This window comes from Rhodococcus sp. NPDC019647 (assembly GCF_044389235.1).
Taxonomy (GTDB): Bacteria; Actinomycetota; Actinomycetes; order Mycobacteriales; family Mycobacteriaceae; genus Rhodococcus_F; species Rhodococcus_F oxybenzonivorans.
Genome location: NZ_JBIRXS010000033.1, coordinates 1 through 26,937, shown reverse-complemented (window position 1 = coordinate 26,937; position 26,937 = coordinate 1). Strand labels below are relative to the sequence as shown.

Annotated in this window: 24 protein-coding genes; 14 read left to right on the top strand and 10 right to left on the bottom strand. The window is 62.9% G+C overall.

Annotation, left to right across the window (positions count from 1 at the left end; genetic code table 11):
- The first annotated feature begins 7 nt into the window (after positions 1–7).
- From ACH49N_RS33520 to ACH49N_RS33505, 4 genes are all read left to right on the top strand, one after another.
- Positions 8–502 carry a hypothetical protein gene (locus ACH49N_RS33520; RefSeq protein ID WP_012687075.1) on the top strand — a complete coding sequence of 165 codons (495 nt, stop codon included), beginning with the start codon at positions 8–10 and terminating at the stop codon, positions 500–502.
- A gap of 420 nt (positions 503–922) precedes the next feature.
- Positions 923–1,222, top strand: a complete 300-nt coding sequence (locus tag ACH49N_RS33515) for a hypothetical protein (RefSeq protein ID WP_012687074.1) — start codon at positions 923–925, stop codon at positions 1,220–1,222.
- Positions 1,219–1,851 carry a hypothetical protein gene (locus tag ACH49N_RS33510; RefSeq protein ID WP_012687073.1) on the top strand — a complete coding sequence of 211 codons (633 nt, stop codon included), beginning with the start codon at positions 1,219–1,221 and terminating at the stop codon, positions 1,849–1,851. The genes ACH49N_RS33515 and ACH49N_RS33510 overlap by 4 nt, the downstream gene beginning before the upstream one ends.
- The gene (locus ACH49N_RS33505) at positions 1,829–2,263 is read left to right on the top strand and encodes a hypothetical protein (RefSeq protein ID WP_158306535.1); all 435 of its coding nucleotides are present in this window, start codon (positions 1,829–1,831) and stop codon (positions 2,261–2,263) included. The genes ACH49N_RS33510 and ACH49N_RS33505 overlap by 23 nt, the downstream gene beginning before the upstream one ends.
- A gap of 294 nt (positions 2,264–2,557) precedes the next feature.
- Here ACH49N_RS33505 and ACH49N_RS33500 read toward each other — a convergent pair whose 3' ends face one another.
- A complete protein-coding gene (locus ACH49N_RS33500; protein WP_012687071.1) occupies positions 2,558–3,571 on the bottom strand; it encodes a DUF4268 domain-containing protein in 1,014 nt (337 codons plus the stop codon).
- A gap of 178 nt (positions 3,572–3,749) precedes the next feature.
- Between ACH49N_RS33500 and ACH49N_RS33495 the strand changes: the two genes are divergently transcribed.
- Entirely contained in the window at positions 3,750–3,902 is a 153-nt protein-coding gene (locus tag ACH49N_RS33495) for a hypothetical protein (RefSeq protein ID WP_358277025.1), read from the top strand.
- Positions 3,903–4,089: 187 nt separating this feature from the next.
- Here the strand turns inward: ACH49N_RS33495 and ACH49N_RS33490 are convergent, their stop codons facing one another.
- Positions 4,090–4,455 carry a hypothetical protein gene (locus ACH49N_RS33490; protein ID WP_012687069.1) on the bottom strand — a complete coding sequence of 122 codons (366 nt, stop codon included), beginning with the start codon at positions 4,453–4,455 and terminating at the stop codon, positions 4,090–4,092.
- Between the two features lie 778 nt (positions 4,456–5,233).
- Between ACH49N_RS33490 and ACH49N_RS33485 the strand changes: the two genes are divergently transcribed.
- From ACH49N_RS33485 to drmB, 5 genes are all read left to right on the top strand, one after another.
- Entirely contained in the window at positions 5,234–5,857 is a 624-nt protein-coding gene (locus ACH49N_RS33485) for a hypothetical protein (RefSeq protein ID WP_148222690.1), read from the top strand.
- A complete protein-coding gene (locus ACH49N_RS33480) occupies positions 5,854–7,371 on the top strand; it encodes a hypothetical protein (RefSeq protein ID WP_043827478.1) in 1,518 nt (505 codons plus the stop codon). The genes ACH49N_RS33485 and ACH49N_RS33480 overlap by 4 nt, the downstream gene beginning before the upstream one ends.
- On the top strand, positions 7,368–9,053 hold the full coding sequence (locus ACH49N_RS33475; RefSeq protein WP_050785280.1) for a nuclease-related domain-containing DEAD/DEAH box helicase: 1,686 nt from the start codon (positions 7,368–7,370) through the stop codon (positions 9,051–9,053). Before ACH49N_RS33480 ends, ACH49N_RS33475 begins: the two co-directional genes overlap by 4 nt.
- Before the next feature lie 118 nt (positions 9,054–9,171).
- Entirely contained in the window at positions 9,172–12,549 is a 3,378-nt protein-coding gene (locus tag ACH49N_RS33470) for a helicase-related protein (RefSeq protein ID WP_358277026.1), read from the top strand.
- Positions 12,546–14,429, top strand: coding sequence for a DUF1998 domain-containing protein (drmB, locus tag ACH49N_RS33465; RefSeq protein WP_012687064.1), 1,884 nt, complete (start codon positions 12,546–12,548; stop codon positions 14,427–14,429). Before ACH49N_RS33470 ends, drmB begins: the two co-directional genes overlap by 4 nt.
- Before the next feature lie 226 nt (positions 14,430–14,655).
- Here the strand turns inward: drmB and ACH49N_RS33460 are convergent, their stop codons facing one another.
- From ACH49N_RS33460 to ACH49N_RS33445, 4 genes are all read right to left on the bottom strand, one after another.
- A complete protein-coding gene (locus ACH49N_RS33460) occupies positions 14,656–14,835 on the bottom strand; it encodes a hypothetical protein (RefSeq protein ID WP_043827429.1) in 180 nt (59 codons plus the stop codon).
- Between the two features lie 134 nt (positions 14,836–14,969).
- On the bottom strand, positions 14,970–15,425 hold the full coding sequence (locus ACH49N_RS33455; protein ID WP_080512624.1) for a very short patch repair endonuclease: 456 nt from the start codon (positions 15,423–15,425) through the stop codon (positions 14,970–14,972).
- A 140-nt stretch (positions 15,426–15,565) separates the two neighbouring features.
- Entirely contained in the window at positions 15,566–16,483 is a 918-nt protein-coding gene (locus ACH49N_RS33450; RefSeq protein WP_148222696.1) for a NaeI family type II restriction endonuclease, read from the bottom strand.
- Between the two features lie 121 nt (positions 16,484–16,604).
- Entirely contained in the window at positions 16,605–17,312 is a 708-nt protein-coding gene (locus tag ACH49N_RS33445; protein ID WP_012687060.1) for an HNH endonuclease, read from the bottom strand.
- A 230-nt stretch (positions 17,313–17,542) separates the two neighbouring features.
- On the opposite strand from ACH49N_RS33445, the gene ACH49N_RS33440 reads away from it, so the two are divergent.
- The 3 genes from ACH49N_RS33440 (at position 17,543) to ACH49N_RS33430 (ending at position 20,962) form a co-directional block, all read left to right on the top strand.
- Positions 17,543–18,829 carry a DNA cytosine methyltransferase gene (locus tag ACH49N_RS33440; RefSeq protein ID WP_012687059.1) on the top strand — a complete coding sequence of 429 codons (1,287 nt, stop codon included), beginning with the start codon at positions 17,543–17,545 and terminating at the stop codon, positions 18,827–18,829.
- Positions 18,830–19,268: 439 nt separating this feature from the next.
- Entirely contained in the window at positions 19,269–20,420 is a 1,152-nt protein-coding gene (locus ACH49N_RS33435) for a DUF262 domain-containing protein (protein ID WP_148222689.1), read from the top strand.
- A gap of 86 nt (positions 20,421–20,506) precedes the next feature.
- Positions 20,507–20,962: a HEPN domain-containing protein gene (locus ACH49N_RS33430; RefSeq protein ID WP_148222688.1), complete on the top strand. Its 456-nt coding sequence runs from the start codon at positions 20,507–20,509 to the stop codon at positions 20,960–20,962.
- A gap of 182 nt (positions 20,963–21,144) precedes the next feature.
- Here the strand turns inward: ACH49N_RS33430 and ACH49N_RS33425 are convergent, their stop codons facing one another.
- The 3 genes from ACH49N_RS33425 to ACH49N_RS33415 form a co-directional block, all read right to left on the bottom strand.
- On the bottom strand, positions 21,145–22,011 hold the full coding sequence (locus ACH49N_RS33425) for a DUF2325 domain-containing protein (protein ID WP_148222687.1): 867 nt from the start codon (positions 22,009–22,011) through the stop codon (positions 21,145–21,147).
- Entirely contained in the window at positions 22,008–23,723 is a 1,716-nt protein-coding gene (locus ACH49N_RS33420) for an AAA family ATPase (protein WP_012687057.1), read from the bottom strand. Before ACH49N_RS33420 ends, ACH49N_RS33425 begins: the two co-directional genes overlap by 4 nt.
- A gap of 443 nt (positions 23,724–24,166) precedes the next feature.
- Positions 24,167–24,559: a hypothetical protein gene (locus ACH49N_RS33415; protein ID WP_231869141.1), complete on the bottom strand. Its 393-nt coding sequence runs from the start codon at positions 24,557–24,559 to the stop codon at positions 24,167–24,169.
- A gap of 124 nt (positions 24,560–24,683) precedes the next feature.
- On the opposite strand from ACH49N_RS33415, the gene ACH49N_RS33410 reads away from it, so the two are divergent.
- Positions 24,684–25,235: a hypothetical protein gene (locus ACH49N_RS33410; RefSeq protein WP_012687055.1), complete on the top strand. Its 552-nt coding sequence runs from the start codon at positions 24,684–24,686 to the stop codon at positions 25,233–25,235.
- A gap of 407 nt (positions 25,236–25,642) precedes the next feature.
- Here the strand turns inward: ACH49N_RS33410 and ACH49N_RS33405 are convergent, their stop codons facing one another.
- On the bottom strand, positions 25,643–25,993 hold the full coding sequence (locus tag ACH49N_RS33405) for a Clp protease N-terminal domain-containing protein (RefSeq protein WP_012687054.1): 351 nt from the start codon (positions 25,991–25,993) through the stop codon (positions 25,643–25,645).
- Positions 25,994–26,937 lie beyond the last annotated feature (944 nt).

Below are 26,937 nucleotides of genomic sequence, written 5' to 3'. Positions count from 1 at the left end.
CACCCAAATGCTGGAACTGACCAGCAACAACCGCTACGCATCCTCGGTGTACGTCTATGACGAGAATGAATACGCCGAAATGCGGATGCTGGTCACCGAGGATGGAAAAGCTGGCGTCGCTCTGAAGGACGATGAAGTCGTCTCGGTGTTTTCCCACAACGATGGCGCGCATCCCAACGCGGCACCGTCGATGCTGCGCCAGGCCACCGTCCTCGGAGGGAGGCGACTCGACTGCTTCGACACGGTTCTGCCGAACATCTATGCCGACGCCGGATTCGTCCCCGTCGCCCGGCTGGCATGGAACGACGACTACGCACCCGACGGCTGGGACTATGACACCTACCGCCGCTACAACAACGGACGGCCCGACGTGGTGTTCATGGCCCACGATCCAGCAGCGGTCGGCTCACTGTATGACCCGGCGGCCGGTGCGTACGTCAGCGACTACGACGACGGTATCGCTGCGGCGAAGACCTACCGAACCACCACGGCGGAGATGTAGCGGCCGGCGCCGCGTCGGCAGTGAGATACCACCGAAGGACGGGCAGGACGGGATCGGCACCTCACGGCCATGCGCCTGGGCGGCACATTTTTCTTCCGCGGTGGTCGCAGCAACAGCCGCACCAACGCGGTGCTCGCCGCGGTTGCGGCGAAGCAGTGGCCTGATCCCCGCAGCAGACGGCGCTGCCGTCGTCCGACAGGTGACGCTATCGGGGCGTGATCGCGGTAGCGCGGATGGTCCTGTGAGCCCTTGTTCGTATAGGCGGGTGGAGGTCGGGTCGTCGCTGCGTGAGCGTGGGGTGACCTGCGTAAACGGTGGCCGGACCCGTACACTGTGGGCACCGACCGCATCGGTAGTTGGCCTGAGCGATGAGGGAGCGAGAGATGACCGTCGTCAACATGAAGCACCCGACAGAAGCTCATGCAGGCCGCCATCCTGAACAAGGTCGAGCGCGAGCATCTGCCCCTCGACACCGTCCGCGTTCGCCGCAGTCTGCAGAGTGTCCGCGAGCATGTCAGTCGCAGCCCGTACTTCACCGACTTCCTGGATCGGTGGGAGCGAATCGTCGAGGACAACGACGTCGAGACCCTTCGTCGGATCGTGGAGTCGGATGACGAGACTGGGAACGAGATGCGCAACCTTTCCCCGCTGCACGTGCTGCTGACCGAGGATGAACGAATGAAGGTCCTCGATGATCTGCGTGAGCTCGTCCTGAAGTGAACCGCGAGGAGCTCGAGCACGTCATCGAGGCAGCCTGCGCGAACCTCGACGAGGGTCAGGTGATTGTCTTCGGCTCCCAGTCGATCCTCGGGACCTACGACGAAACGGAGTTGCCGGAGTACGCGACTTTGTCGCGTGAGGTCGATGTTTTTCCGCGGAGCGGCATCGACGCTCCGGCGTCGCCGGCAGTGGTGGAAAAGATCCTCATCCTCAACGGACGGCTTGGTGAATGCTCACCGTTTCATGAGTCTTTCGGCGTGTACGTCGAGGGGATCCACAAGGGATGTAGTGGTACTGCCGAAGCAATGGGACAACCGCTGGTCGCGGTGGAGGTTCAGGACGGGTCGGAATACGGGCGGGCGGGCTTTTGTCTCGATCCCGTCGACCTGTGTGCGTCCAAGGCGATCGCTGGTCGCGAGAAGGACCGCGTGTTCGTGGCGGCTCTCGTGGAGGACGGGATCGTCACTGCCACCCAGATTCTGGGCGGAATCGACAGTTACGGGATCGAGTGGCCCGACACCTATCCTGTTCCGCGGCCTCAGCCGTGGGGCGATGAGCGTGGTTGTTCCGATCAGCGCGGTCTGCGGCATTGCCGTGCCGGTCCTGATGGGAGTCGCTGCTCTCGGTGAGCGCCCGTCCACGCTGTCCTGGCTCGGCATCGTGATCGCGGTTCCGGCACTATGGCTGGTCGCGCACACCGGCACTCACGCCGGACCCGCGCTGCCGGCCGCCGCCCTCGCCGGCCTCGTCGCGGGACTCGGCATTGCGGTGCAATATGTTGCGTTGGCGCAGGTCGGCGCGGGGTCAGGATTGTGGCCCGTTGCCGCTGGGCGGGTCGCGGCGATCCTCACCATCGTGCCGCTGCTGCCGACTGCGCGAGGCACACACATCCGGTGGTCCCTTGTCCCCGCGTTGGCCGCCGGCTTCACGGGCGAGGCAGCGGCACTGATCGCTTACATGCTCGCCACGAGGGAGCACCTCGTCGTGGTCGCGGTTGTGTTGTCCTCCCCCTACCCGGTCGTCCCCGTCTGCTCGGCGTGACCGTTCTTCGAGAACGCTTCATCCCGAGACAGGCAGCCGGGCTTCTCGTCGCCGCGTCCGCGGTCGCCTTCTCACCACCAGCTGACCCCTTTCGAGCGCACCCAATTGCGGCCGCCACACACCACCGGGCGACGGACCCCTCGGCCGGTAGACCGGCTGGGTCGTAGACCATGGTCGGTAGGTCTGGTTCCAGGCATTGATGACTCGTGAGCCCGCGTTGAAGGGCGGGTCCGATCACCTCGCACATCGCCCCCAGAAGCGGGGTAATCAGGGCAGGTGGCAGCACCTTTTAGGTCAGATCTGTGACTCGGGCGGTGGTGCAGGGGCGGCGTACTCCGCGCGCCGGACTTTCGCGGCCGCGCGCAGGGGCGTGTTCAGGGTGTTGTACATCGCGACCAACGCGTCGGCCGCCCATTGGCGGGTTGCGTCGCGGTCGGCGGGGTCGTCGAGGTCGACCGGCCGGTAGGCGGCGATGCGTGATGCGCGTTTGTCGTCGAGCCGCTCCCATGCCAGATCCAGTCCGGTCTGGGTCTGCCAGGAGGCGGCCTTGGCGGCGAATTCGTCGAACAGGGCGTTGTTGAGATCGCGGTTGTAGGTGTCGATGTAGGCATCGACGCGTAGGCGGCCGTCGCTGACTGTCAGGTCCCAGTTCCCGAATGGTCCGGAGGCGAAGGAGATCCAGTTTCCCTTCCCAGGTGTCGGAACCGAGATGGCCGGCTGACGGGTGTTCGCGTCGGTGAGGATGTCGGTGAACAGGGCTTGCCGGGCGGCGTTGACCGGAGTGCTGGCGCGGGCTTCGGCGGCGTTACCGGCGGTTTTGACCGTTTTCTGCCAGTCGTTGGGGCGCGAGACTACGTCGAACACCGGCGCCGGGGGTCCGCTGCCGATCTGCACGATGCCGACCTCGACACCGAAGAAGCCGAGTTCGCTGTCGGTGCGTTCGTTGAGCCAGTCGAGGGCGCTGCGGAACTCTTCCCGGAAATTGGGGGCGACCCAGATGACGGTCGAGGCGTCCAGGCCGGAGGCGTAGACGAGGCACTGTCCGAGGTGTCCGTGGTCGGTGCGTTCGAGTTGGTTCTCGATGACGACGGAGCGGTCGTTGCCGTCCTTGGCGTGGATGTCGAGGCGGAAGTCCCCGATGCGGACCTCGGTATCGACGACGATCAAGGACATGCCGAGGGCGTCGGCGAGAACGTCGATGTTCTCGGCGAGCCAGGGTGTGAAGTCGCCGGACTCTGAGGTCCACACTGATCGGGCGTCCGCGATTCGGCGCAGCCTACCCAGGTTTTTGCTGTCGAGTTCGTCCATGTCGCCTCGCCCCACTTCTGCGCCCGGTCCTTCGCTGTGGGGTCAGCGTACGGCCGACCGACCAGTGTGGGTGCCGCGTTCATGACCGGAATTAGCTGTGTGTGTTGCAGATAGAACGCAGTCGGGGACAGGGGACACCGGCGACGGCGGTCACCTCAGCTCAACTTTGCGTGAGCCGGTGCTCCGGGGTGCGGCGTGGACGCTGCGCGGTGAAGGCGGCTACCACAGCCGCGGCGCCCCGGCCGCCGAGTCGACCCACGAGCAGGGCGACCGGCGAGTCGACCTCGCCGTCCGTGAAAGACTCGGTGACCACGCGGGCCGAGTCCCGTGAGGATCCTCGGTGTCTGGCGTGCACGCGTTGGCGGTGCGGCTGCTTTGGCGTCAGAACGACCCCCAACATGTTCCTCACGCCGATGCCCCCGCCGGTCAGGGGGCCGCCCTGTACCCGGCCTTGCTCCCCCGGCGTGCACGAGGGGGCGGTGTCTAGGGTTCTAGCGCGTGTCTTTCCGCGGAGCGGGTCATCCCCCCTGGGTATTCGAAGGGGGTGGGGTGTGTGGGTTCGGTGGACCGCCGGGGGTGACGGTGAGTGTCCAGTCGCGCCGTTCGGTGAGGGCGCGGTGTAGGTGCTGTGCCCAGCGGTGGCGTTCGTCGCTACTACGGTTGTGGGTGATCGTGATCCGCCTGGTCCACCTTTCGGGTAGCCCGCGGTCGTTGATCGCCAGCCCGATGGCAACCCGAAGATCGGGATCGGGTGCTCCGGTGACCACGATGCGGCCGGGTTCACCGCCCATCTCCATCCGGGCCCCGAGCACCGCGGCGACCACTTCGGCCACCTCGAGCACGGACTGTGCCCCGACCACGTCGATGTAGTCGTCTTCGGTCATCGTGGTCCTCCATTTCGTGCCGGCGGGCCGTAAATCGCGGGCACCGTCGACCGAATCACATCACGTACGTCGGTTGGCGGTTCGAGTGGCACGAGCGGCCCGTGCATCGGCAGGCAGGAACGGTCCGGGTGTTTCCGTCTCCGGCAAACCCGGTATCGGTTCGGGAGCCCGTGCCCGCAGCTGCCGAGCATCGAAGGGCCGAACCAGATCGGTTGCGGCTGGTCGGTGGTGCGGGCACTAGCCGATGCCGATAGTGACGGCTGCACTCGAGGCGAACATGCGGCCACCTCGCGGTGCGTCGGACTGAACCCAACGGGTGGGATCGCACATCAACCCTGTACGAACCAGACTGTGCCCGCGGAACGCACGCACCCCGGCAGACGGGGCGCGGCGCCCAGGCTGATCGGCCTCAGCGCTGTAATGACAACGAGTCGTCGTCCGATGGTAAGTATGCGACGAACACCGCGGCGCAAAAAGGGGACGGCAGATGACAGGCGGCCTGGTGCTGCTAGAGAATGATGGCGCTGAGCCTGTGGAGGCCGCCTGGGCCGCCCCGATACTTGCGCTGGGGGCGCGACTTGCACGTCGGCCCCCACCCGCTGCCGATAGGCGATTGATTGTCGCGATCACCGTGCCAACAAGGGATCTGGCCGCCGTCCTTGTCGCGACGGGCTGGGCGCTGACCAGACCGGTTGAGCTACCGGGGTCACCGGACACCGTGCTGCCTACCTTGCAACGGGGAACGCCTGTCCTTCTTCTACTCGCCGGGACTTGCTTGGTGGCCGAGACTTTCTACGAGTCGCGTGTGGTCAAGGGAAGAACCCAGATTCATGGCGGTGAGATGGATTATCAGCTCGAGAAGATCAAGTACCTGGTACCGGCCCCGCGGTTTAGCCGATACCGCAAGCTCAAGGTGCCCCTCGCGGGTAGTTTGGTGACCAGTGCCGGCCGTGCCGAGGCATGGCCAGCCGAACAGGTCGCCTCGGGGTCAGATGTTGTCTTGATCGGCACAAAGACTTGGATCACCTCGGAAATGGACGTCAGAATTGGGTTAGGAGATTCCGATCCCGGCTGGAATAGCTTCGCTGAGCTTTTACGCCCCAGCGACGGAATTCGGCCCTCGTGGCGCAGCGAAATTTTGCCCGCAGCCAGGTCTGAAGAAGCGATCATGCCACCCGAAGCTAGGCTGACGGTTTTGGACGGCAGCAGTGCGATTGGGTGGATCAGCGACCTGTCGTGCGATGTAACCGTTGCGATCGTCGATCGTTCGGCTGCGTATGAGTTCGCCGCCGATTCCATCCTCGCGGCCCGTTCGATGGGCGGCATTCCCCTCTCCCTCAATGACATTGGTTGGCACCCACCCCCGGGGATCGAAGCATTGGCCTTTGAGACATGCCGATGACGCCGCTGACACAGATCGCCGGCCGCTACCGGGCGGCCGCGGTGCTAGCGCGAGCCGAGATCGCGCTATATGCCGTCGCCGACGACGCCGGCGCACAGCTGGATGCTGCTCTGCGCCGGCTCATCGCCCGGCTGCGAGAGGAGGATCCTGAAGTCTGGCAGGACCTGCTGGCCATGGCCCGGCAACTCCGCTGGCGCCTGGCGACGAACCCGGCCCCACCAGTCTTCCGGGTTGGAGAGGACGAACTCGTCGCTGCGCTGGGATCGGCCTGCGATCGGCGAATCCGCGGGGCGGATGAAACGACGCAGCTCCTTCTGAGCGATCTAGCAGACCGGGCAGAACGGGCACATCTCGAGGACCGCCCGACCGGCGCGGTACTGCTCGAATCGTTGGCTGAAGTGAATTACGAATCGTGTGTTGTGGTTACGGCGTCTGGACGCACTCAGGATGCGACCCGCCAATGGTTTGGCGAACTCGGCATCGCGGTGCCGGTTCTGTGCGCGACCTTTCGCGAGCAGGCGTTCGTCGTCGAGCAGGCCTACGCTGTCGGATCGCCCTCACTGTTCGGCCCCGGGCTACTGTCGGCCCCGCGGGCCAGTGAGCTTGCCTACGTGCTGCCGTCGTGGGTGCAGGACCGCACGTTGCCGGTATCGCCAATTTCGGACTATGCGGAGGGCGCGATCAGGCCCCGCCGCAAGGTCTTCACGATCGGCGCGGAACCGGTCCTCGCCCCAGTTCCAGTCGTCGTGGGTGACCAGTTGGTGCCGCAGCCGAGCTGGTCCCCGCAGGCCCCCTCGCGGCCACCTCGACCAGGCGAGGTGTTGGCACGGAAGGTATTCCTCGGTGGTGGACTGGCAATCATGCTCGACCAGGCCGGCGAACACATCCGGACCCTGCACCCGCAAAGACCGCCGGGACAACGCGTCGATCTCAGTGACGTCTCGGCCCTGACGGTGGGCAGTTACCTTGTCCTGCGGGAGGGATCGACCGTTTCCGAGATGCTCTACGACCGGGCCATCGAGTTACTCGGCGCTCGCGGTTCGGCAGCGCGCGCCTCCCAGGCGGAATGGAAGGCCGCGCTCCGCCGCGAACTCGACCGTATGGGCACCCGCACTGCCATCCAGTCCCTCGCGCAGGCCGGTGTCACGCGCGCCGACCGAGCACCGGCATGGACGAGCACCACCATGGTGCGACCGCAAAACGGCAACGACTTCGTGTTCTTGCTGCGCTGGCTAGGCATGCCCAAGGAGCCGCACTATGAGCTGGCCACAAGCCTGCGCCGGGCCAGACTGCAAGCCAGTCAAGACATCCGCGAGATCCTCGAAGAGGCCATCTCGACAGCCGACCTGGCCGGGCTCGATCGCGACGGCTTCCTCCGCTTAGAACTCAACATCCCCGGCTTCCGGAGCATGATCGCGACCCGTGTGCTCGCGATATCACCGAACCTCGAACCTGTGCACCGGGGCGACATCCGCCGTCCGTCCAAGGATCGGAGCGCCCAGTGGCTCGAATGATTCCGCCCATCGTTGCCCACGATGCGCCACCTGGGGAGCGCCAGGTCTTCGAGCGGCTAGCCACTGATCCCCTCGCCGAGGACTGGACGGTGCTGCACTCGCTGGCACTCGCCGAACATGTCAGGCAGACCCAGGGTGAGGCGGACTTCGTGGTCGTTGCCCCCGGTCACGGCATCGCCGTGATCGAGATCAAGTCACACGCCAGGGCAACCTGTTTACCCGATGGCCGTTGGCAGCTCGGCAACCACCCGCCAACCGCGCGCAGCCCGTTCCAGCAGTCGAATGAAGCAATGCACAGCATTCGGGAATACCTGCAGAAGCGGGGCGCTGACCTGCGGGCGGTGCCCATAGTGAGCGGTGTCTGGTTCACCCACCTCCGGGCCCGCGCATCCCTGCCGGCCTCACCGGAGTGGCACGAGTGGCAGCTTCTCGACCTGACGGATTTCCGCACCGGTGCCGCCCGGGCAGTACTGCGCCTATTGGTCAAGGGCCGCGAACACCTGACCGGCCGGTTGCCCACACTGCGCCAGAGCCCCGGGCAGCCGAGCCAGGAGTCGGCCGGCGCTCTCACTGCTACGCTGCGTCCCCGCTTCGACGTCACCATCGCGGCCGCCGACCTCCGCCATGACCGTACGACGCAGTTGACAGCCTTCCTCGGGGAACAGTACGAGGCCCTCGATGCCATGGCAGAGAATCGCAGTGTCCTGTTCACCGGCCCGGCAGGGTCGGGAAAAACCTTCTTGGCGCTCGAGGCGTCACGCCGTGAGCAGGCTCGCGGTGCTGATGGTCGCCTTCTCTGCTTCAACCGGCTGCTCGGCCGGCACCTGCGGGCCAGCACCCCGGCGTCGGCCGGGCTGCAGGCCGGCGGCTTCCATAGCGAGTTGCTGCGCCTGACCAGGCTGACACCGCCGCCGCATCCCGACCGCGCGTTCTGGGATGAGCTACTCGTGACCGCCATCGACCGATTGCTCGACGGTGACTTCACCCGTGACTTCCTCATCGTCGACGAGATGCAGGATCTGGCGAGACCCGCGTATCTGGACGTGCTCGACTTGATGGTGAAGGGCGGTTTGGCGGGCGGTCGCTGCCTCTTCTTCGGTGACTTCGAGCGGCAGGCGCTCTACGACCTCGAAGACGGGCGGGATGCCCTACGCGAGCGCATCCCGGGCCTGGCCCACCACCGCCTGATGACCAACTGCCGGAACAGGCCGCGCATTGGTTCCACGGTCGAACTGCTGGCGGCGATGTCGCCGGGATACAAACGGTTCCGGCGCGACGACGACGGCGCAACGCCGCGCTACTACTGGTATGAGGCGCCCGGCGAGCAGGCCGCCGAGGTCATCAAGGCCATCGGCGACCTGAAAGCAGAGGGCTACGAGCTGGACGAGATCGTGCTGCTGAGCCCCCGGCGTGACGGCTCGCTCGCCGCGACCACCACCGACACCTGGCTGAGACAGATCCTGGCTGCCGAAGAAGGCACTCAGCCCCGGAAAGGCCGCCTGCGCTTCGCGACCATTCATGCCTACAAGGGCCTGGAAGCACCGGCCATCATCCTGACGGATATCGACGACGCCAGCCTTCCCGGATTCGATGCCCTGCTTTACGTCGGTCTCACCCGCGCCACCGACCGGCTGTCCCTTGTGGGAAGGCGATCAGCGCTGCGACCAAAGTTGGAGGTCTGAAGTAATGAGCGGGATCGAAGCGCGCGGAGTCATGGAAGCGGCAGTCCGGCGCGAGTTGTTCGGCCCTCCACCGGGCGAGACGCGACGAGGCAAGCCGATCGACACGACCACCGGTGCAGTGCACTTCGACTCGTGGCCCGCCTCGCACGGCCTCTGGTACGACGAGACGACCGGTCAAGAAATCCTCACCGAGACCGAGCCGCTACGGCGCTACGGTATCGGCGTGCTGTACCCGCAAGGCTCGGCCGCCCGCAGCCAGGCCGCCGGCGAGACCATCGCCGGAACGCCGGGACTTCCGACGGACGACGAAATCCGCGACATCGATCCCAGCGGCACGGTCACGCCAACGCGGCAGCCAGATCCTGACACCGACGACTTCGACCTGAGCGACGCCAACTCCTTCCAGCCCAGCGCCATGGCCGTTTCCTTCCGTGTCCGCATGGCACCGGGACAGTCGCTGCAAATACGGGCCTCTTTCGGGTACTACGACAGGCTGCCTGTCCACATCGCTGGCGCGCCGCGCGAGTGGTGGCTGCGCCGGCCTGTCACGATGACCGCTACAGCCAGTGCTGAATCACTGTTCAGAGGCGCCAAACAACTGTTCCCGCTGGACGCCGAACTCTCCCGCCACGAGCGCGTGCAACCACAACTGCAGGCCTATACCCGGCCCGTCCCCGGCGATCCCGATCCCGCGTGCCGCCTGGTGACCATCGTGCTGGTCAACACCACAAGCGGCAGCGGTTCAGCTGCCGCGCTCCTGCAAGCCGGATTCGAGGTCCGCCCCGCAGACGGTGCCCGGATCGAGGCCTACCCAGAGCCCGACACCCCGGGCGGATCCGGTAACGAGGAAGCGTCCATCGCGCTGCTGTACCGGCACAAGCGGACCTACGCCGTCGGTCATGGCTGCGCGGCCGACTGGGACGAGCCCGGCGGTGACACGGTGGGCGCGGTCCGCGCCGAGGCCTTGCCGGCCTACGAGGTGCCAAGCTTGACACCCGATGTCTACTGCATCAACGGCAACGGTCAGCGGGAACCAGTACGGGTCAGCATGAAATCCCTCGCCGACGGCTCGGCGGACGGGCACCGGCAGATCGAGACCGTCCTCGGTCTGTACGCCCGCTGGATCGAGGACCGCCGCAACGAGATAACCGGCCTGCCGGATCGGTACCGCGACGCCGCGGCCCGCCACATGGAGCTCTGCGAGGGCGCCCTGGAACGGATGCGGACCGGGCAGGCACTGCTGGAGTCGAACACCGCCGCCGCCCGCGCGTTCCGCCTCGCCAATGAAGCCATGTACTACCAGCAAATCCGCTCGCGCCTCCCGCTCCGTACCGTAAGCCTCAACAGGCAAGGCATTTTCGAGGTCGCCGGGCCAACACCGGCAGCTGTACCCGAACCCGGCATCGGGTCCTGGCGACCGTTTCAGATCGCCTTTCTCCTGGCCAGCCTGCCGGACGTCTTCGACCCGTCGACAGCCGACCGCGAACTGGTCGACCTGATCTTCTTCCCCACCGGGGGCGGCAAGACCGAGGCCTATCTGGGTGCGGCGGCAATCAGCATGTTCGCCCGGCGACTCCGCAACCCGGCAGACGCGGGCACCGACGTGCTCATGCGCTACACGCTACGGCTGCTGACCGCACAACAGTTCCTGCGGGCCGCCTCATTGCTGTGCGTGATGGACGACATTCGCTCGCGAGCAGCGGATCTCGGGACCGAGCGCTTCAGCATCGGAATATGGCTCGGCAGTGCCACCACACCCAACCGGTGGGCGGCAGCCAAAACCGCGCTCGGCAAGCTGCGGCAAGACAGCAGTCAGGAGAACCCTTTCCTGTTGTTGCGCTGCCCCTGGTGCGGCGCCCAGATGGGGCCGCCGGAGGGAGCAACGAAAGCCGGGACCGCGTCCAACTCTCGGAGAGCAGGCGGTCAGGGACCAATCGGCTATATGACGGTGGCCGGGTCGAAGATCCGTTTCATCTGCCCAGACGGCAACTGCCGATTCGGCATGCGCAACCGGGAGGGCCTCCCGGTCCACGTCGTCGACGAAGACATCTATGACACTCGCCCTACCTTGGTCATCGGCACTGTAGACAAGTTCGCGATGCTCGCCTGGGAGCCGAACGCCCGCGGCCTGTTTGGCCTTGGTTCGGATGGTGCCCGCCAGGTCTCCCCCCCGGGCCTCATCATTCAGGATGAGCTACACCTGATTTCCGGCCCGCTCGGATCGATGGTCGGCCTGTACGAGGCTATTATCGAGGACCTCTGCACCGACCATCGCGGCCGGGAGCCGATCCGCCCCAAGATCATCGCTTCCACGGCCACCATCCGGCGCTACGAGCAGCAAATCCGTGACCTGTACGGGCGTACACGGGTGGCCCTGTTTCCACCCCATGGGCTCGAGGAGGGCAAGTCTTTCTTCGCCGAGACCGCCACGCTCCCCGACGGGACCCAGGCCAAGGGTCGCCGCTACCTCGGTGTCATGAGTCCCTCCCTGGGTTCGATCCAGACGGTCCAGGTCCGCGTCGCCGCTGCGACACTCCAAGGAGCCACGAAGATCCCGGAAGCGGATCGCGATGGCTACTGGACCAATCTCAACTTCCTCAACAGCCTGCGCGAACTCGGCAACACCGTCTCGCTCCTGCAGTCCGACATACCCGACTACCTCACTGGCATCCGCAAGCGCGATGGGCTCATCGCGGCGGACATACGCTGGCCGCGGAACACCCTAGAACTCACCAGCCGACGGCGCAGTGACGAGATCCCGAAAGCGATAGAAGAGCTCCAGCAGGAGTACGGGCAGGACTGCTGCGTTGATGTCTGCCTGGCCTCGAACATCATTGAAGTCGGCGTCGATATCGACCGGCTCGGTCTCATGACGATCATCGGGCAGCCAAAGACCACCGCTCAGTACATCCAGGTGAGCGGCCGGGTCGGCCGCCGATGGTGGGAGCGGCCCGGATTGGTTATCACAATCTACGGTGCCGCCAAGCCACGCGACCGTAGCCATTACGAGCGCTTCCGCAGCTACCACCAGCGTCTCTACGCGCAGGTCGAGCCCACGAGCCTGACGCCATTCGCCCTGCCGGTGCTGCTACGTGGCCTACACGGTGCCACCGTCGCCCATATTCGCCAGTCCGCCGAGACACGATTGGGACCCGACCCGTTTCCCGACGCCCGTTTCGGTGTGGCCACCGGCCTCATCCGCGACCGCGCCGCCCACGCAGACCCGGCCGAGCTACCCACTCTCGACGCGGTGATCGACCGGCGCGCCCGGGAATGGCGCCATGGGGAGCGCACAGAGTGGAGCGCCAACGTAAATGGCGGCGATCCGATGCAGGGCCTGATGCGCTGGGCCGGATCGGCCCAAGAGCCCGGCGCACTGGTACCGACGATCTGGGACACACCGACAAGCATGCGCAACGTCGACGCCGAATGTCAGTTGCGGATCACCGCCGCCTACGCCGCCGACGCAGCAAGCACGACAGAGGAGTCCGAATGAGCACCGGGAACATGCGCAGATCGCAACTGGTCAGCCCATTTGGTGTCGGTGCCTTGAGCATCCTCGTCAATGGCAGCTCGGTGATCACAGCCGGACTCGATCACTGGTACGAGTCCGACGACCGCGACAACTTGTACCCCGACGAGTTTCTCGTACCGGAATGGCGGCTTCAAGAGCGGCTCAGGGTGAGCGAGCTGCGATTGCCACCAGACTTCCGCCGCCCCCGCGGCGGAGGTAACGAACAGCGCAATCTCAAGCTCTCGGTTCCTGTCCTGCGGTTCCCGCGCTGGTGTTTTTGCATCTACTGCAAACGACTCAGCCGGACCAAGCTGAGCATGACCCAACTCGTTCGCTGCACAGACAACACCCACGACGAAAGACGGCGACCAGTCATGTCGCAGGTACCGTTCATCGTCATCTGCGAGCGTGGGCATCTAGACGATTTCCCGTTCCCCGAGTGGGTCCACCACTCGCTCTCACCCACCTGCCACGGGACACTGCGCCTGCTGTCACAGGGCGGCGGGACCCTTGCAGGGCAGCTCGTCAAGTGCGACGGATGCAAGGCACAACGCTCACTCGAGGGCATCACACAGACAGCGGCCAAACGCGGCGACGAAGAGCGCACGATACTGTCCAGCCATCTCGCCGCAGGCGCGGAATTCAATTGTGTCGGCAGTCGCCCATGGGTTGCCGATGAAGGGAGCGGCTGCGGCCTTCCCCTTCGCGGAGCGCTGCGGGCCGCCGGCAATGTCTACTTCCCGAAGGTCGAATCCTCGATATACCTGCCACGACACGAAGGCGGTGTGAGCGCCGAAGTGCTGGAGCTACTCCGGCGTCCCGACGTTCAGGCCAGGATCACGGCGATCCATGAAATCGTCGGACAGGTGACAACCGACAGCTTGAGGAAGACCACTCCCCTTGAGCTACTCAAATCCTTCTCCGACGACGAGCTGGCGGCGGGACTCGACGAGCTTCTCGGCAACAGTCAGAAAACGGACAGACCCAGCGAAACGGAAACCTTGACCTCAACGGTGACCTGGCGCTATCCCGAATTCAAGCTGCTCCGTGAAACACCGAACGATCCCGACCTGAAAGCCAGCGATCCCGGCGTGCCGGATCGCCTCGTCGAGGTACTCGATCGGGTGCGCCGCGTCGAAGTCCTCCGCGAGACCCGCGCGCTGCGGGGTTTCACCCGCGTCCGTGACGGCCTGCTCCGTCTCAGCGAGGGCAAGGCGATGCTGCGCCGGACTGCCCTCCCTCCCGACCACGACTGGTTACCAGCGTGCGTGGTCAAGGGCGAAGGCCTCTACCTCGAGCTCAACAGCCAAGCGCTATCCGATTGGGAGAACAGGGACGAGGTCCGGGTGCGCGCGAGACGGATCAGCACGCACTACGTCGCCTCCCGGCATGGAACGGACGGGCCGGTACGCGACCTGAGTCCACGCCTGATCCTCCTGCACACCCTGGCGCACCTGCTGATCAACGAGCTGGTCTTCACCTGCGGCTACAGCTCCGCAGCGCTACGCGAACGCCTGTACGTCTCCGGTGAGCCGGGCCGTGAGATGGCTGGTGTACTGATCTATACCGCAGCTGGTGATTCAGAAGGCACGATGGGTGGGCTGGTGCGCATGGCCCGACCCGAAAACCTAGGACCCGTATTCGAAGCCACAATCGATAAGGCCCGCTGGTGCTCGACCGACCCTGTCTGCATGGAAGTTGGCGAGCTCGGGCAAGGTCCCGAGTCATGCAACCTCGCCGCCTGCCACGGCTGCGCGCTGCTGCCCGAGACCAGTTGTGAAGAGTTCAACCGCTTCCTAGATCGTGGTCTAGTCATCGGCACATTCGCAGATCCAACCCTGGGCTTCTTCGCACGACCGTAAGGCCGGGTTCGATCGGCATTCAACAACTTTCGGTACACCGTGCGCTCGGCCGGAGCGTGGGTGAGGTCGCATGGTGCCGTCGCTCGTTAGCTGTGATCTCGTATGTACTCCTGAAGTGACCGTCGGATCACATCGGAAATTGTTTCATCGCGTCGATAGGCGATCTGCTTCGCCGTCTCCCACAGCTCTGGGTCGACACGAATCGCCTTCTGCGGTGTGCCTTTGCTCATTTGGAGTAAAGGGCATCGACGGCCTCGATGACGGCCTGAACGTCGCTCGCAGGCATGTCCTTTGCCCAGGCGATTCCGAGGTCTCCGGCCTGGCGCTGAGCGGTCATGTGCATGACGACGTCGGGGGTGCCGTATTTGGCGGCGAGGGCGGGGATCCAGTCGTTGAGTGTGCGCATTTCGTGGTCCTTCCGTGGGTGTATAGACACCCTAGCATGGTGTCTATACACCCGCGGTGTGTGACAAATGCACGGTCGGGATGGCAGCGAATAAAGGGCTGCCGTCTCCGGTGAGCGGTCGCTTGGTGATCGGCTTAGGTGAGTGAAGCCGTGACCGTGGCGACCGCGTCGTCGAGGGGCACGTGTTCCCAGATCCGCAGGACGCGCCAGCCTGCCGACTCCAGGAGCCGGGTCTGTTCCACATCTCGCTCGGCGTTCCGTCGCAGCTTGGGGGACCAGTAACGCTCATTGACCGCGGGATTGCGACCGTGTTCGGGGCACGAATGCCAGAAGCACCCGTCGACGAACACGACGACCTTCCGGCGTGTGAACACGATGTCCGGACGGATCAGTCTGCCGTCGATGCGGATGGGGTAGTCCTTGCGGTATCGGAACCCGAGCGCGTGCAGGGCCGATCGCAACCGGATCTCTGGCTTGGTGTCGGCGCGCCGGATGGCCTGCATGTTGCGTGACCGGCCCGCCGATGTCGCCACGACGTCGTCGCTCGGCGCACCCCGTCCGCTCCTCGGCGGTCGCGTCTCGGATGCCATGTCCGCAGGCTAGCGCGAGTGCCGTTCGGTCTCCCATGCCCCGGCGGGGCATGGGAGAACCGCCGTGGCCAGACCCGCAGCTCCGGAATCGCGTGCGTGCTGTTCCGGTGCTGGCCGGGTTCGCCTGCCCCTGGCTCTTCCTATTCGTCGTCCTTGACGAACAGCGGCGCCGGTTCGGTCACGTTCTCACCCGGCGTGGCCCGCCGCCAGTGTCCGCCCTTGATCTCTGTGCCGGTGCCCGGGTCGGAGGGCACGATCCGCACCGAGATGTATTCCTTCCTGCTGGGTACGGGGACCCCGAGGTCTGCGGCAATCTGCTTCTGCTTCTCCCAGGTGCCGCTGAGAATGATGTACCCCTCGGGGGCGAGGGCGGAACGGGCGCCGCCGTTGGCCCGGACGCGTTTCTGGTCGTCGAGTTGCATCGCGACGGTGCGGACGGCGCTGCGGTGCACCAGTTGCCCTTCGGCGAGGCGGAAGAGCTGGTTGGTCCGCTGCGTGCCGTGCTTGCGGGTGAAGAGGTCGTCCACGGCGGGTCGGGGGAGCTGCAGGAGAATGTTGGCGGGCATCGGGGCGTCCTTCCACAGCCAGCGCACCGAGGATCTGCCGAGGGCGTTGAGGGTGGTCTTCTTGTCCCGGTTCGCCCCCTCGGAGCGGTACTCCTGCCGGACGCGGACCAGGCCGAGGGACCAGATCGCGCGTTCGTCGTTACCCGTGGCGACCAGAGCGAGGCGGCCGAACACCTCGGGGGGAAGCATCCAGGAGCCTTCTTTCTGGCTCCACTTGGCATCGACCTGGTGACCGGCAATGCGGTAGTCCGTCTGGTCACCACCGTCGAACTCGAATTCGCGCTGGGCATTGATCTCGAACAACGTCCCGAAGTGGGTCTTCTCGGTTTTCATCAGCTGGTCCCAGCGGTAGCGCCCGGTTTCGGCGCCGTTGTAGATCATGTCGTAGGTGTGCCGGACTACGGCGGCCCAGCGGGCTCCGTCCGGGTCGGCGCGCAGGAGTTCGTCTGCAACGGCCTCCATTTCGGGGTCTGGGGCGGCGAAGGCGTCCATGGTGGTCACAGGCCGGGTTCCTTTCCGGAAACTGATTCGCGCCGGTTCGGCGCAGGTGTGATCGCGCGGGGTGCGTGTTGCACCTCGCGGTCATAAGGGGTGGTGAATAGGGGTGTGGCGGTTAGCCCTCGTCGTCGGCGAGGACCTGTCGGCCGAATTCCTGCATCACCCGCAGTTGTTCGGAGTGGGGAAGCCGGCACCAGTCCAGGAAGACCAGCTCGGTGTCGTCAGGGTCCTTACGGCGGGCGACCATCCAGGCGAACAGCCGCTTCTTCTCCTTGCGGCTGCGGATGTTCCTCGCCCGGGTCAGGACGAAGTCGGTGGTGGGCGGGTCGAGGGTGTTGTCCCGGGACTCGTCACCGCAGCGCTGGCATTCCGCGCGGAGGTTGTTCTCGTCGTCGGTGCCGCCGCGGGCCACGGGAATGAGGTGCCCGATGGTGAGCACCGCCCGCCGGCCGGGGGCGTCGGGGAACGGTTCACCGGCGGGCACGCCGCAGATGGCGCAGACATGCCCGTCGCGTTCGAGGATCCGGCGGCGTTTGGCTCCGCCGACGGTCTTGCGGGCGGGCTTGGGCGGGCGTTCGCCGAGGTCGATCCGGACCCCGATGCGCCGGACGAGGTATTCGTCCGGTGCCAGCGACGGGTTGACCTTGTAGTTGTCAATGACCCACCCACATTCGCGCAGGTCACGCATGCGCCGGTCGTTCTGCGCGTAGAAGGGGATCGCCCTGTTCAGGTCGAGTTTGGTGAACTTGTTTCCCTCACCGATTCCGGCGATGAACTCGGCAACCAGCACCCGCGAGGAGCGGCGCACTTCTCCGTTCGTCACGGGCGGTGTCCTTTCGCGAGGGGTCATTGGGCTCCGGTCCGGTTGGCCCCGAACAACAACTACCTGCTCGTCCGAGCAAATGCGCCGGTCGAGATGCGGCAACGTCCGGCGAATATTCGACGCTGTTCGGCGACACTGCTCGGCGTGACACGCCGAACAAGGCAGCATCAAACGGGTGTTCGAACGAGGGGATATCATCGAACAGTTCCGCGTAAGGGAAGATGGGGCCCATGCCAGCGAAGAAGAAGAGCGCCACGCCGAGGTCCGACTACCAGGTCGTCGAGATCTGCGCCGGTGCCGGGGGCCAGGCTCTGGGCCTGGAAAAGGCCGGCTTTTCGCACAAGCTGGCGGTCGAGCTGGACACCAACGCCTGCGCGACCCTGAAGCTGAACCGGCCGGACTGGGACGTCGAGGAGGGCGACGTCGCCGACCCCACGGTATGGAAGCCCAGCGAACACGAGGGAGTCGATCTCCTCGCCGGTGGGGTGCCGTGCCCGCCGTTCTCGATCGCCGGCAAGCAGCTCGGCGCCTCCGATGAGCGGGACCTGTTCGCCTGGGCGGTGGAGACGGCCGGGCAGATCCAGCCCCGGGCGCTGATGCTCGAGAACGTCCGCGGGCTCTCCGCCCCCCGGTTCGCCGCCTACCGGCAGCGGATCCTCGACCGGCTGACCGAATTCGGGTACGTCGCCGACTGGCGGCTACTGCAGGCGTCGGACTACGGGGTTCCGCAGCTGCGCCCGAGGTTCGTCCTCGTCGCACTGCGGCAGGAGGACGCCGCCTACTTCCACTGGCCCGAGAAAACCCCCACCCAGGACACTGTCGGGTCGGCATTGAAGGACCTGATGGGCGTGGACGGGTGGCAGCATGTCGACGACTGGGCCGCGCTGGCCAACGACATCGCACCCACCCTGGTCGGCGGCAGCAAAAAACACGGCGGCGCCGACCTCGGTCCCACCCGTGCCAAGCGGGCCTGGCTCGAGCTCGGCACCAGCGGGATGGGCATTGCCAACGACCCCCCGGCAGCCGATTCCCCGCACCCGGCGGACGTGCCGCCGAAGCTGACCCTGCCGATGGTCGCCCGGCTGCAGGGCTGGAAGGACGGCGAATGGGAATTCTCCGGAGGCAAGACCGCGAAGTACCGGCAGATCGGAAACGCGTTCCCCCCGCCGGTGGCGCAGGCTATCGGCAAGTCGATCGTCGCCGCCTTCGACAAGACCGCCGCCCGCCGAGAAATCCTGGAGCTCGCGCCGGAGACTGTGCACGACGCCGTCTACCGCATCCTCAAATCGACGGACGGATTCGTCACCGCAACAAAGCTTCTCAAACTGTCCGACGGACTGGTGGAAGAGCACGACCTCGAACGGCGGATCGCCAACCTGTCCCGCGACTTCACCGTGGACATCAAACAGACGAAGTCGGGCGTGTCCTACCGGCTGGGGGAGTTCAAAGGCTTCACCGGACAAGACGATCATCAGCGTCACGAATACATCACCGCGTTTCGGTCGCGAGTCAGCTAGAAACCTGATAAATGGAACGACTGCGGGGGCAACACAGGATTGCCGGGCGCCTAGTGGATCTACGTCACATTTTCAATAGTAATTTATGTTCGAGCAACGTCTACTCTCACATAAGCCGCATTTCCGTGAAATCGAGGGCAACTCCTTTGGGCCGTGTCCGGTCAGCTCAAAAAACCATTGTGACGAATTTGCGCTGTCGCAGGTGAGGACAAATTGAGATAGCAACGTCAGATAGCTGTGGTGCCAGTATCTGACAAGGGCGCCAGATCGGCATATGGATGTGAGTCCCTGGCGCAACCGCTGTGGCCAGCAAGACCGGCAAGCATGCGCGTTTCCGCGAGTAACAGCGAAGGCTGACGGGGAACGCGTCCCCTCCGCAGTTGGAGGGCGCGAGCGCAGAGAACTACCATCTGCACTTCCCCGCGGATATGGTGATCGCATGCAAACGAGCGCCGACCTCCCAGACCCCGACGTTATTGACGAGAGTGTCACGGACGACGAGGGCCTAGTAGATCTAGGTGATTCAACACTGTCCTATCTAGGTGCAGATTTCGACGTGGCTGGATTGGTGCGTCGACTTGAGCAGGGAGATATCGTAGTACCGCGGTTTGACCCTGACGAATCGGCGGGATCTGAGATCTCCGGATTCCAGCGGCAGGGAGTCTGGACTCCTAAGAAGATGGAACAGTTCATCGAATCACTTCTATTAGGATGGCCTGTTCCAAGCATTTTTCTTGTCCTTGAACCCGACCAGCGTTACTTGGTCCTAGACGGACAACAACGATTGACCGCTCTCGAGTCGTTCTACAAGGGCAAGTATCCCAACGGCCGTGAATTTTCACTCAACGAAGTTGCGGAGCATCTCCAAGGGGCGACATATGAAACCCTAAATAGTGAGAGTCGGCGGCGCTTAAACAATACATTTATCCAAGCAACCGTTATTGAGCCTAAAGGCCCTGATGGTCGCGAATCAATTTATCGACTTTTCGGTAGACTAAATAGTGGTGGGGTATCTTTGACGGCTCAGGAAATCCGAGTTGCACTCTATCGCGGTCCGGTTGTCGACTGGATACGAGATCTAAATCATGACGAAAATTGGAGAAGGCTTTTCGGGCCAGCCCATAAACGACTTAAAGATCATGAGCTTATCCTAAGATCGCTGGCGCTGCTGCGGGCAATGAGCACGTCGGGGTCGGGCAACGGGGAGACCAGTGCTTATCGTCCTCCCATGTCCGACTTCTTGAATAACTATCTGAAAGACAACCGCGATCTGAAGTCGACTCCAACTGCTGAACTTTCGGATGCTTTCGCTAAATCGACATCGGCGCTGGTGGCGGCGTCGGGCAGTAATGCCTTAAGGTACTCAGGGACCATCAATGCTGCGCATGTGGATGCAACACTGGCAAATTTAATGAGTATCTTTCTGGGTGGGGGATCAATTTCTCCATCTGAGCTCAAAAAAAGCCTTGACAAACTTCGAGATTCGGAGGAATACCGAGCGTATGTTACTCGCAGTACGTCACACCGGGATAGCGTGAATGGTCGTCTTTCTGTGGCAAGATCAATATTTTCTGAGGCCGCGGAGTTGTGATAGCTGGACGTGCGGAGGCACACTCTCTGTGGACAAGCTTGAAATCCGAGCACGAGCGGTATCTTCGTAGTTTGCGGTACATCCCGATGACAGAACTCAAGTTGCAGGAAGACCTGCGCAAATATCTTTGTCTCCGGTGTGCTGGGTTTCTTGAGCAGGTAACCCATGTCATACTAACCTCCTATCTAGTGCAGAAATCTAGCGGGCCGATTCTTGAGTTCTCAAAGTCGAGCTTTATCTATGCACCTAACCTACGCGTGAATCCATTTATTTCATTAATAGGACGGTTTGGGAACGAGAAAAAATCTGCATTCGAAAAATTCTTGAACAGCAATCGACGTGATATTCTGTCGGATTTGCTTGAGGTTAGGAATGACGTTGCGCACGGAAAAATGCATGGTGGTCGAAAACTAGACCCGGCGCGCTACGTCGCAATTTGCGAGGAGGTATATGACTGGCTTGTCGAGAATTTTCTAGGCGATAGTGTGGAAGTATTGAATGAGGAAGGCAAGACCGTGGGCTATTCGAATATTGGGAGGTAAGATTTCCGGCGCTTGTGCTAGCAATCCTCGGCAACCGGAAGCCGTGAGCGGTCGCCGAATCACCACAAAGCCGGTGGGGTTGACCTTGTTCTACCCCGCTCGCCAGTGTCCTCGACATTTCTCGCGGCGTCCCTGAGTGAGGATGCTGCTCTACGTATAAAACAAAATCCAAGGCTGGCAATTCAATCTTTCTCGCTGATACGCCAGCCTTGGGCTTCCCTCATGCGCGGAATCACTTCAACTAATGCAGATTCAATTTCGTTAGCCGATTCCAGTGGGAGGTATATAACCCCGGCCTTTGCGGCAGTCGTAGCGGCCCTTTCTGACTGTGCATGTCCGATCCTCCCCGTGATGCATATAGCTATGTCGCGGTCTGGTCTTAAGCTTCCCCACTTCTTGTCTAGATCCCGTGGAGGCTTAGACTTTTCCGCAGCGATCCAGTGTATGTCCGACTCTCGGATCCCCGTCATTTCAAAAATCGATTTATAAATACGTTGATTCGGCTTGCCGCCGACTATGTGAACCCGTCTTCCGCGCAGGGCGGCTTCGACGGTCGCTCGAGTCTCAATTGCAAGTGGTGAGCGTGCATCAACGCATATTTCGAGTTCGCTAGGTGGTGGCGGTGTGAACCACACTTTTACGCAATCCTCGCTCCAGCTTGATCGAGTGCTCGCGATGCCGACGATCGACCCTCCGGCTGTGCCCGCGACGTCGCGAGTCAACGCATTCTTCTGTTCCTCACTTCCGACGTACTCCGGACGCACATCAAGCTCGGTGGGGTGATTACAGTGCTCGATAATGCGCGACATTATTTTATTCAATGCCTGCCTGTACTCGTTTCGTAGTGCCGGCGGGTACATTGCTAAGTCCTTCTCGGGATATCCGACCTCCCCGAAGTGATTCCACACATGTTCTAGGGATTCGGTGCCTATAGCGATGCGACTGTCTGAAGACCAATCTACAATTCTTCCCCATATTTCAATCAACTGCTTCCGGTCGCTGGTCTCTGACGGGAAAATCAGCAATCGGGGATCGAGCAACAGTTTCATGACTTTTGTCCAGAATCAATAGCTTTTCTGACAGCGACCACAAGGGCGCGTGCCTCTTCGTCCTGAGTGTCGAAGAAAGCGCGTGGCCAATGAGAGAAGTCTCCGAGGCGGTCAAGGTGTAGGTGGCGCATTTCAGTGATGCCATCGTGTTGCTCGGCAAATAGAACCGCAATATGTCTGGCAGGTGTCGTCTTCTCTACTACACGGCGCCTAATCCGTGTGATCATGTACTCGCTGTGTGTCTCTACGACCAATTTTATGTTGATGCGTGCACGAAGGAAAAAATCCGCCAAACGACTTTGCACCGAAGGGTGCAGATGCAGTTCCGGTTGTTCCAGGAGAACTATTGAACCGGCAGGAGCAGTGAGAACAACGGTTAGGACGGGTATTAGTTGACTCGCTCCCACGCCAATTGTTGTAAGGTCGCGCTCGATCCCGTTAACGCGGATGCGAAGTCCTCTGCCCAGTTTTCCTTGATCTTCAACCGAGACGTCGTCCCCGACCCCAAGGTAGGCGGTCCATAGGGTAAGAGCCTCGGACACTGTTCCGACGCGAATCTCGCCGTTCCAATCGCCGTAACGGATCTCGCTTACCCTCATTCTGGCCAAGAGATCGGCGGTGTATTCACCTTTGGGTCCTGCCGGTAACGCGCGATATCTGGCGCCGGTCGGGGAAACCACCTGCGGCTCTTCACGGAGGGGCCCAAGGTAGCGAATCGAAGATTGGAAGGCCAGCAGAGCATCTGAAGCGAGTGCAAGGACCGAAACAACGTTTTCACGTTTAGGGCTAAGTCCAAGCAGTGCGGTAGATCGGATACGTCGGGTCCCAAGGCGCCGGAAGTTGGTAATCGATACTCGTGCCCATTCGATTTCGGATACTTCGGCCGCGACGAATGCGTCTAGTAGCTCGCTCAAGGCAGTGCGCGGCAATTCGAACAGTTGCGAGAAGGCCCCATGTGATTTTGATGTCACGATGCCACGGACTTCTTCGGGCATTTTGTCTATATTGCGGCGCATCCACTGTGTTACTTCATACGTCGCAGAAAATGCAAGTTCAGAATCGGAATCGTTTCTGGCGCTACGTATACCTCTACGCAATTCGGACAGCACCTGCTGCCGAGTGCTTTTGTAGACCAAAGCTTCCGGAAATAGGCCGGTAAAGGTAATGAATGTTGATGAGGGTGAGTCGCTGCCGTTAATCTCTCGGACGCGGAGGACTGTTTCGTGGACTCGCGAGTCCTTCGTGACGTCGGCCCGAATTCCGGCATTGACTCGTTCGGATGTTGCTCTTATAAGTATCCGGTCAGTGTTTTCCTCGACTGCAGTAAATTCGCAAACTACGAGCGATCCGTGCTGGTGACTCAAAGTCACTTCGAACAGTACGTTGCTTGTCGATTCGTCGGCTCCGGGGATTCTTGTCCCGTCTACTACAAAACCAAGAGATACAAATTCGGAATCTGCGCTTATGACATCGAGAGGGTCGCCAAGGCGGACCAATGGGCCGTTGAGGATTACTTCATCATCAGTGCTTTGCGCTAAAAGTAACAAGCTTTGGATAAGGCTCGATTTTCCGGAACTATTTGGGCCAACAAGCACGTTCAATCTGTCTAGGGGCAACGTCGCATGCTCGAGCGCTTTGAAGTTGCGGACTGTCCACTGGATGACGCGGGAGCGTGGCGTTAGTCTCCGAGCGCTTTGCGTGCTTGTGGTCATCGCATCAATATACGGCTCCGCGTCCGAACCGCGGTCTGCAGGCGAAGCGGCTAGTCTTCACCATTTGTTGGACTCATTCACCCAGCGTATTGACAGGTGGTGGGCGAAATGTTTGACGGGTGAAGGTCTCGATCTTGCCCCGAACTGGAAGTCTCGAGCGATATTTGCCCCTGGGTCGCGTTCGGGTTACTGGTCTGTGCGGTGTCGAGGATCCGTTCCGGTTCCATCTCGACCGCCTCACCGACGCGATGGACCGCCGCCCGCCGCTGGTGTCGGTGCAGGAGGCCGCCGACGGCCTCGGAATGACCCGTCAGGGCGTGCTGAAGGCCATCAAGGGCAAGGGCTGCCGGTCACCCGTGTGGGCGGTACCTGGGTGCTTCAGCGGTCCGTGGTCGAGGGCGCCCGTGCCCGCCGCGGCGCCTAGCCACCGACAGCTGCGTCTCTCAGGTAGCGAGTTCGGCTCGTGCAGCTGTGAGGGTGGCTGCGCATTTTTCGTCGTGAGGATCGAACAGCAGATCCCAGCGCGTGAACTCGCCGTTTTGTTTCGTGGTTGTCGGGATCGTGTACTCGTGACGTTCGGCGGGGGTGGGTGCCCGCCACCCGTCCCTGTTGTACGTGGTGGCGATGCGTTTATCTGTCGTGAAGGTAATGACGAGTTGGTCGGCCTCGGCGGCAATGGTCAGTAGTTCGAGCCGTAGCTGGCGGCCGGCCGGTGGCCGCTGGGGTGTGATTGCGGGCCATCGGAAGTGGTTGTGGAAGGTTACCGCGCCGCCCCGGCGGACGTAGACGGTGAGCGCCGCCCCGACTGTGCTGGCGGGGTTTGTCAGCCACATCACCCGAAACCGGTGCCGCCACCGGGTAACGGTTAGCGCGGGATTGCGTTGCCAGTTGCAGCGCGTAGATGACTTACCCGAATATCCCGACCAGCGTGAGTGCGATCGCTCGTGTAATTGTTTGAGGATGTACTTCACCCCAGGTTGGGCGGCAATCCTTGCGGCAGGTAGCACCCTCAGCGGCATTGTTATCACTCAGACCTTCAACCTCATATGGTCGAACCGAACCCGCGGTGTCGACCAGCGAGAAAAGCAACGAATCGCCCTTGTCGAGGCAGTCGCAGCGGCGGACCATGCGTTCGTCGGGATTGACGCGGCTGAGAGCGAGATCCGAATGTACTCGACCTACAACGATGAGGACGAGATATGGGAACAAATTGCCTCCCGGATTCGGAAGTTCCGCGAGGAGGAAACCGCGCTCCTGAACGCGATTGCGCGCGCGGAGTTAGTAATTCCATCTGCCAAGACGGCTCTAGATGAGCTGCACACAGCCCTCACAAAGTTCGGCGAGTCGGTCATTGACTGGAACCGAACTGTTTTGAGCCGGACCGTTGCCTATATTCAGAACAACGGTGACCTTTCCGATGAGCCGTCGCCACCCGATGTTGACGAACCGCGGCAAGGGTATGTGCAGGCCAGAAAGAACCTAATGGATACCGCGCGAGCCATTCGAGACTGAATAGGAGGCCGGCCTTCCCGAAGAGGTCTCGGCACTGCGGGTGTTCGATGTCATCGCGTGGATGGACGGCAAAAACCGCGGCTTCGGAGAGCGCGCTGACCAGGAAAGATGACACGTCCCGGTGTGAGCCCGGTGCTGGTTTCGGTGGTTGTGCGTGAGTGGATGGTCGCAGTAGCGTGACGTCCAGGTTCGGTCCGGTCTTCCTTCTCCGGCCAGCGGAGCGACTAGTGCGCTTGGCAGTCGGGTGAAAACGGGCTGATGCGATGCAGGCGCGTCTGTGTCGTGGGGCGGCCCCCTCCACCGTTTGCGGTGGTGGGGGCCGTTCGTGTTGTGCCTCGGCAGTCTCGGTGCCGGTGTCAGTAGGTAGAACCTCGGTCGCCCGCCGGTGGGTGTGTGGACTGAACCTGCTATTCGGGTTGTTCGAGGGCGTCGGTGATGCGGTTGTGGATCCAGGTTTCGAGGTTCTGGCCGGCGGTGCGGGCGGCAGCGTGGGCGCGGGTGTACTCGTCGTCGCTGAGCCGAATGGGGATGCGGTGTGCGGGACCTGGAGTGGGCTGCTGGGCCAGTTCGCGTCTGAGGTGCTCACGCATCTCGCTGATGGGCAGGGATGCGAGGTCGGTGAGGATCTGAGCGCCGGTGGAGGTGGGGTCGTCGAGCAGGGCCAGGAGAAGGTGGTCGGTGCCGATCCTCTTCGTGCCCGAGCAGGGCGGTCTGGCGCAGGCTGTCCTCGAGGACCTTCTTCGTTTTCGCCGGTGCACGGGATGTGCCCAACCGCCGGAGCGGAGCCTGCCGGTGCGCTGGCACCCGCGAGCTTGCTCTCGAGGGCCGGCGCGGTGACACCCCATGAGGTCAGCGCTGCCGCTCCGGGGCGCCGGCGTCGAAGATCTGGGGCGGGCTGGTGTTCGGTGCCGACGGAGTTCTGGTGGTGGGTGCGGGCGGCGCCGGCGGCGAGGACGACCACTTGACGGGCTTGATCGGAGAATCTCTCGAACACCATGACGTACTTCCTCCCCAGGCGTCGCCGCGAGCGACGCGAACCGCTGCTGAATTCCCTGCTGCCCATTCTGGGCGGTGTGTAGGTGGTTATGGGTGGGATCGACGCGACCTCGGCACTCGCGGCCGTAATGGTGCTGTGACCTGGTGTGATGACATGTCCCCGGTTTGTGATGTGGGGGCGCCGGCGACCTGTTCGGGGAGTGGCGGCGCCGGGGTTCCGGCGGGCGCGCGGGTGTCTGTTGCGTCCGGTTTTGAGTCGTTTTTGAAAGACGTTGATTTGCAACATGTTTCGGTAATTAGTTGGTGAATAGGTCTTTACGTGTTTTGTGCACAAACCTCAGCTTGTAAGGTTTGGAAGTTGTTGTTCATCAACAGATTTAGATGATTTGAGGTTTTCGATGTTTTGGGTTGTGTGGGGGTGGGTGGTATGCTGTGGGTATGACATGGAGCGGCACAGGAAGGCGAGTGGGCGGCGGGCCGGGCGCACCACCCCGTCTCCACAGCCTCGTTCGGCTGTGGGGGACCGGATCAAACGTGCCGATGAAAAGCTTTGGTGGGAGCCTAATCTCGGAAACTCAGAGGAGCGAAGCGACTCGATCGTCGGCAACGGGAATGGACCCACCGCGAGCCGCGCAGCGGCTCCCTGGCGGGGAGCGAAGCGACTCGCCCCGTCTCCCGGCGCGGAGCGCCGGGAGCAGCGCCGCGG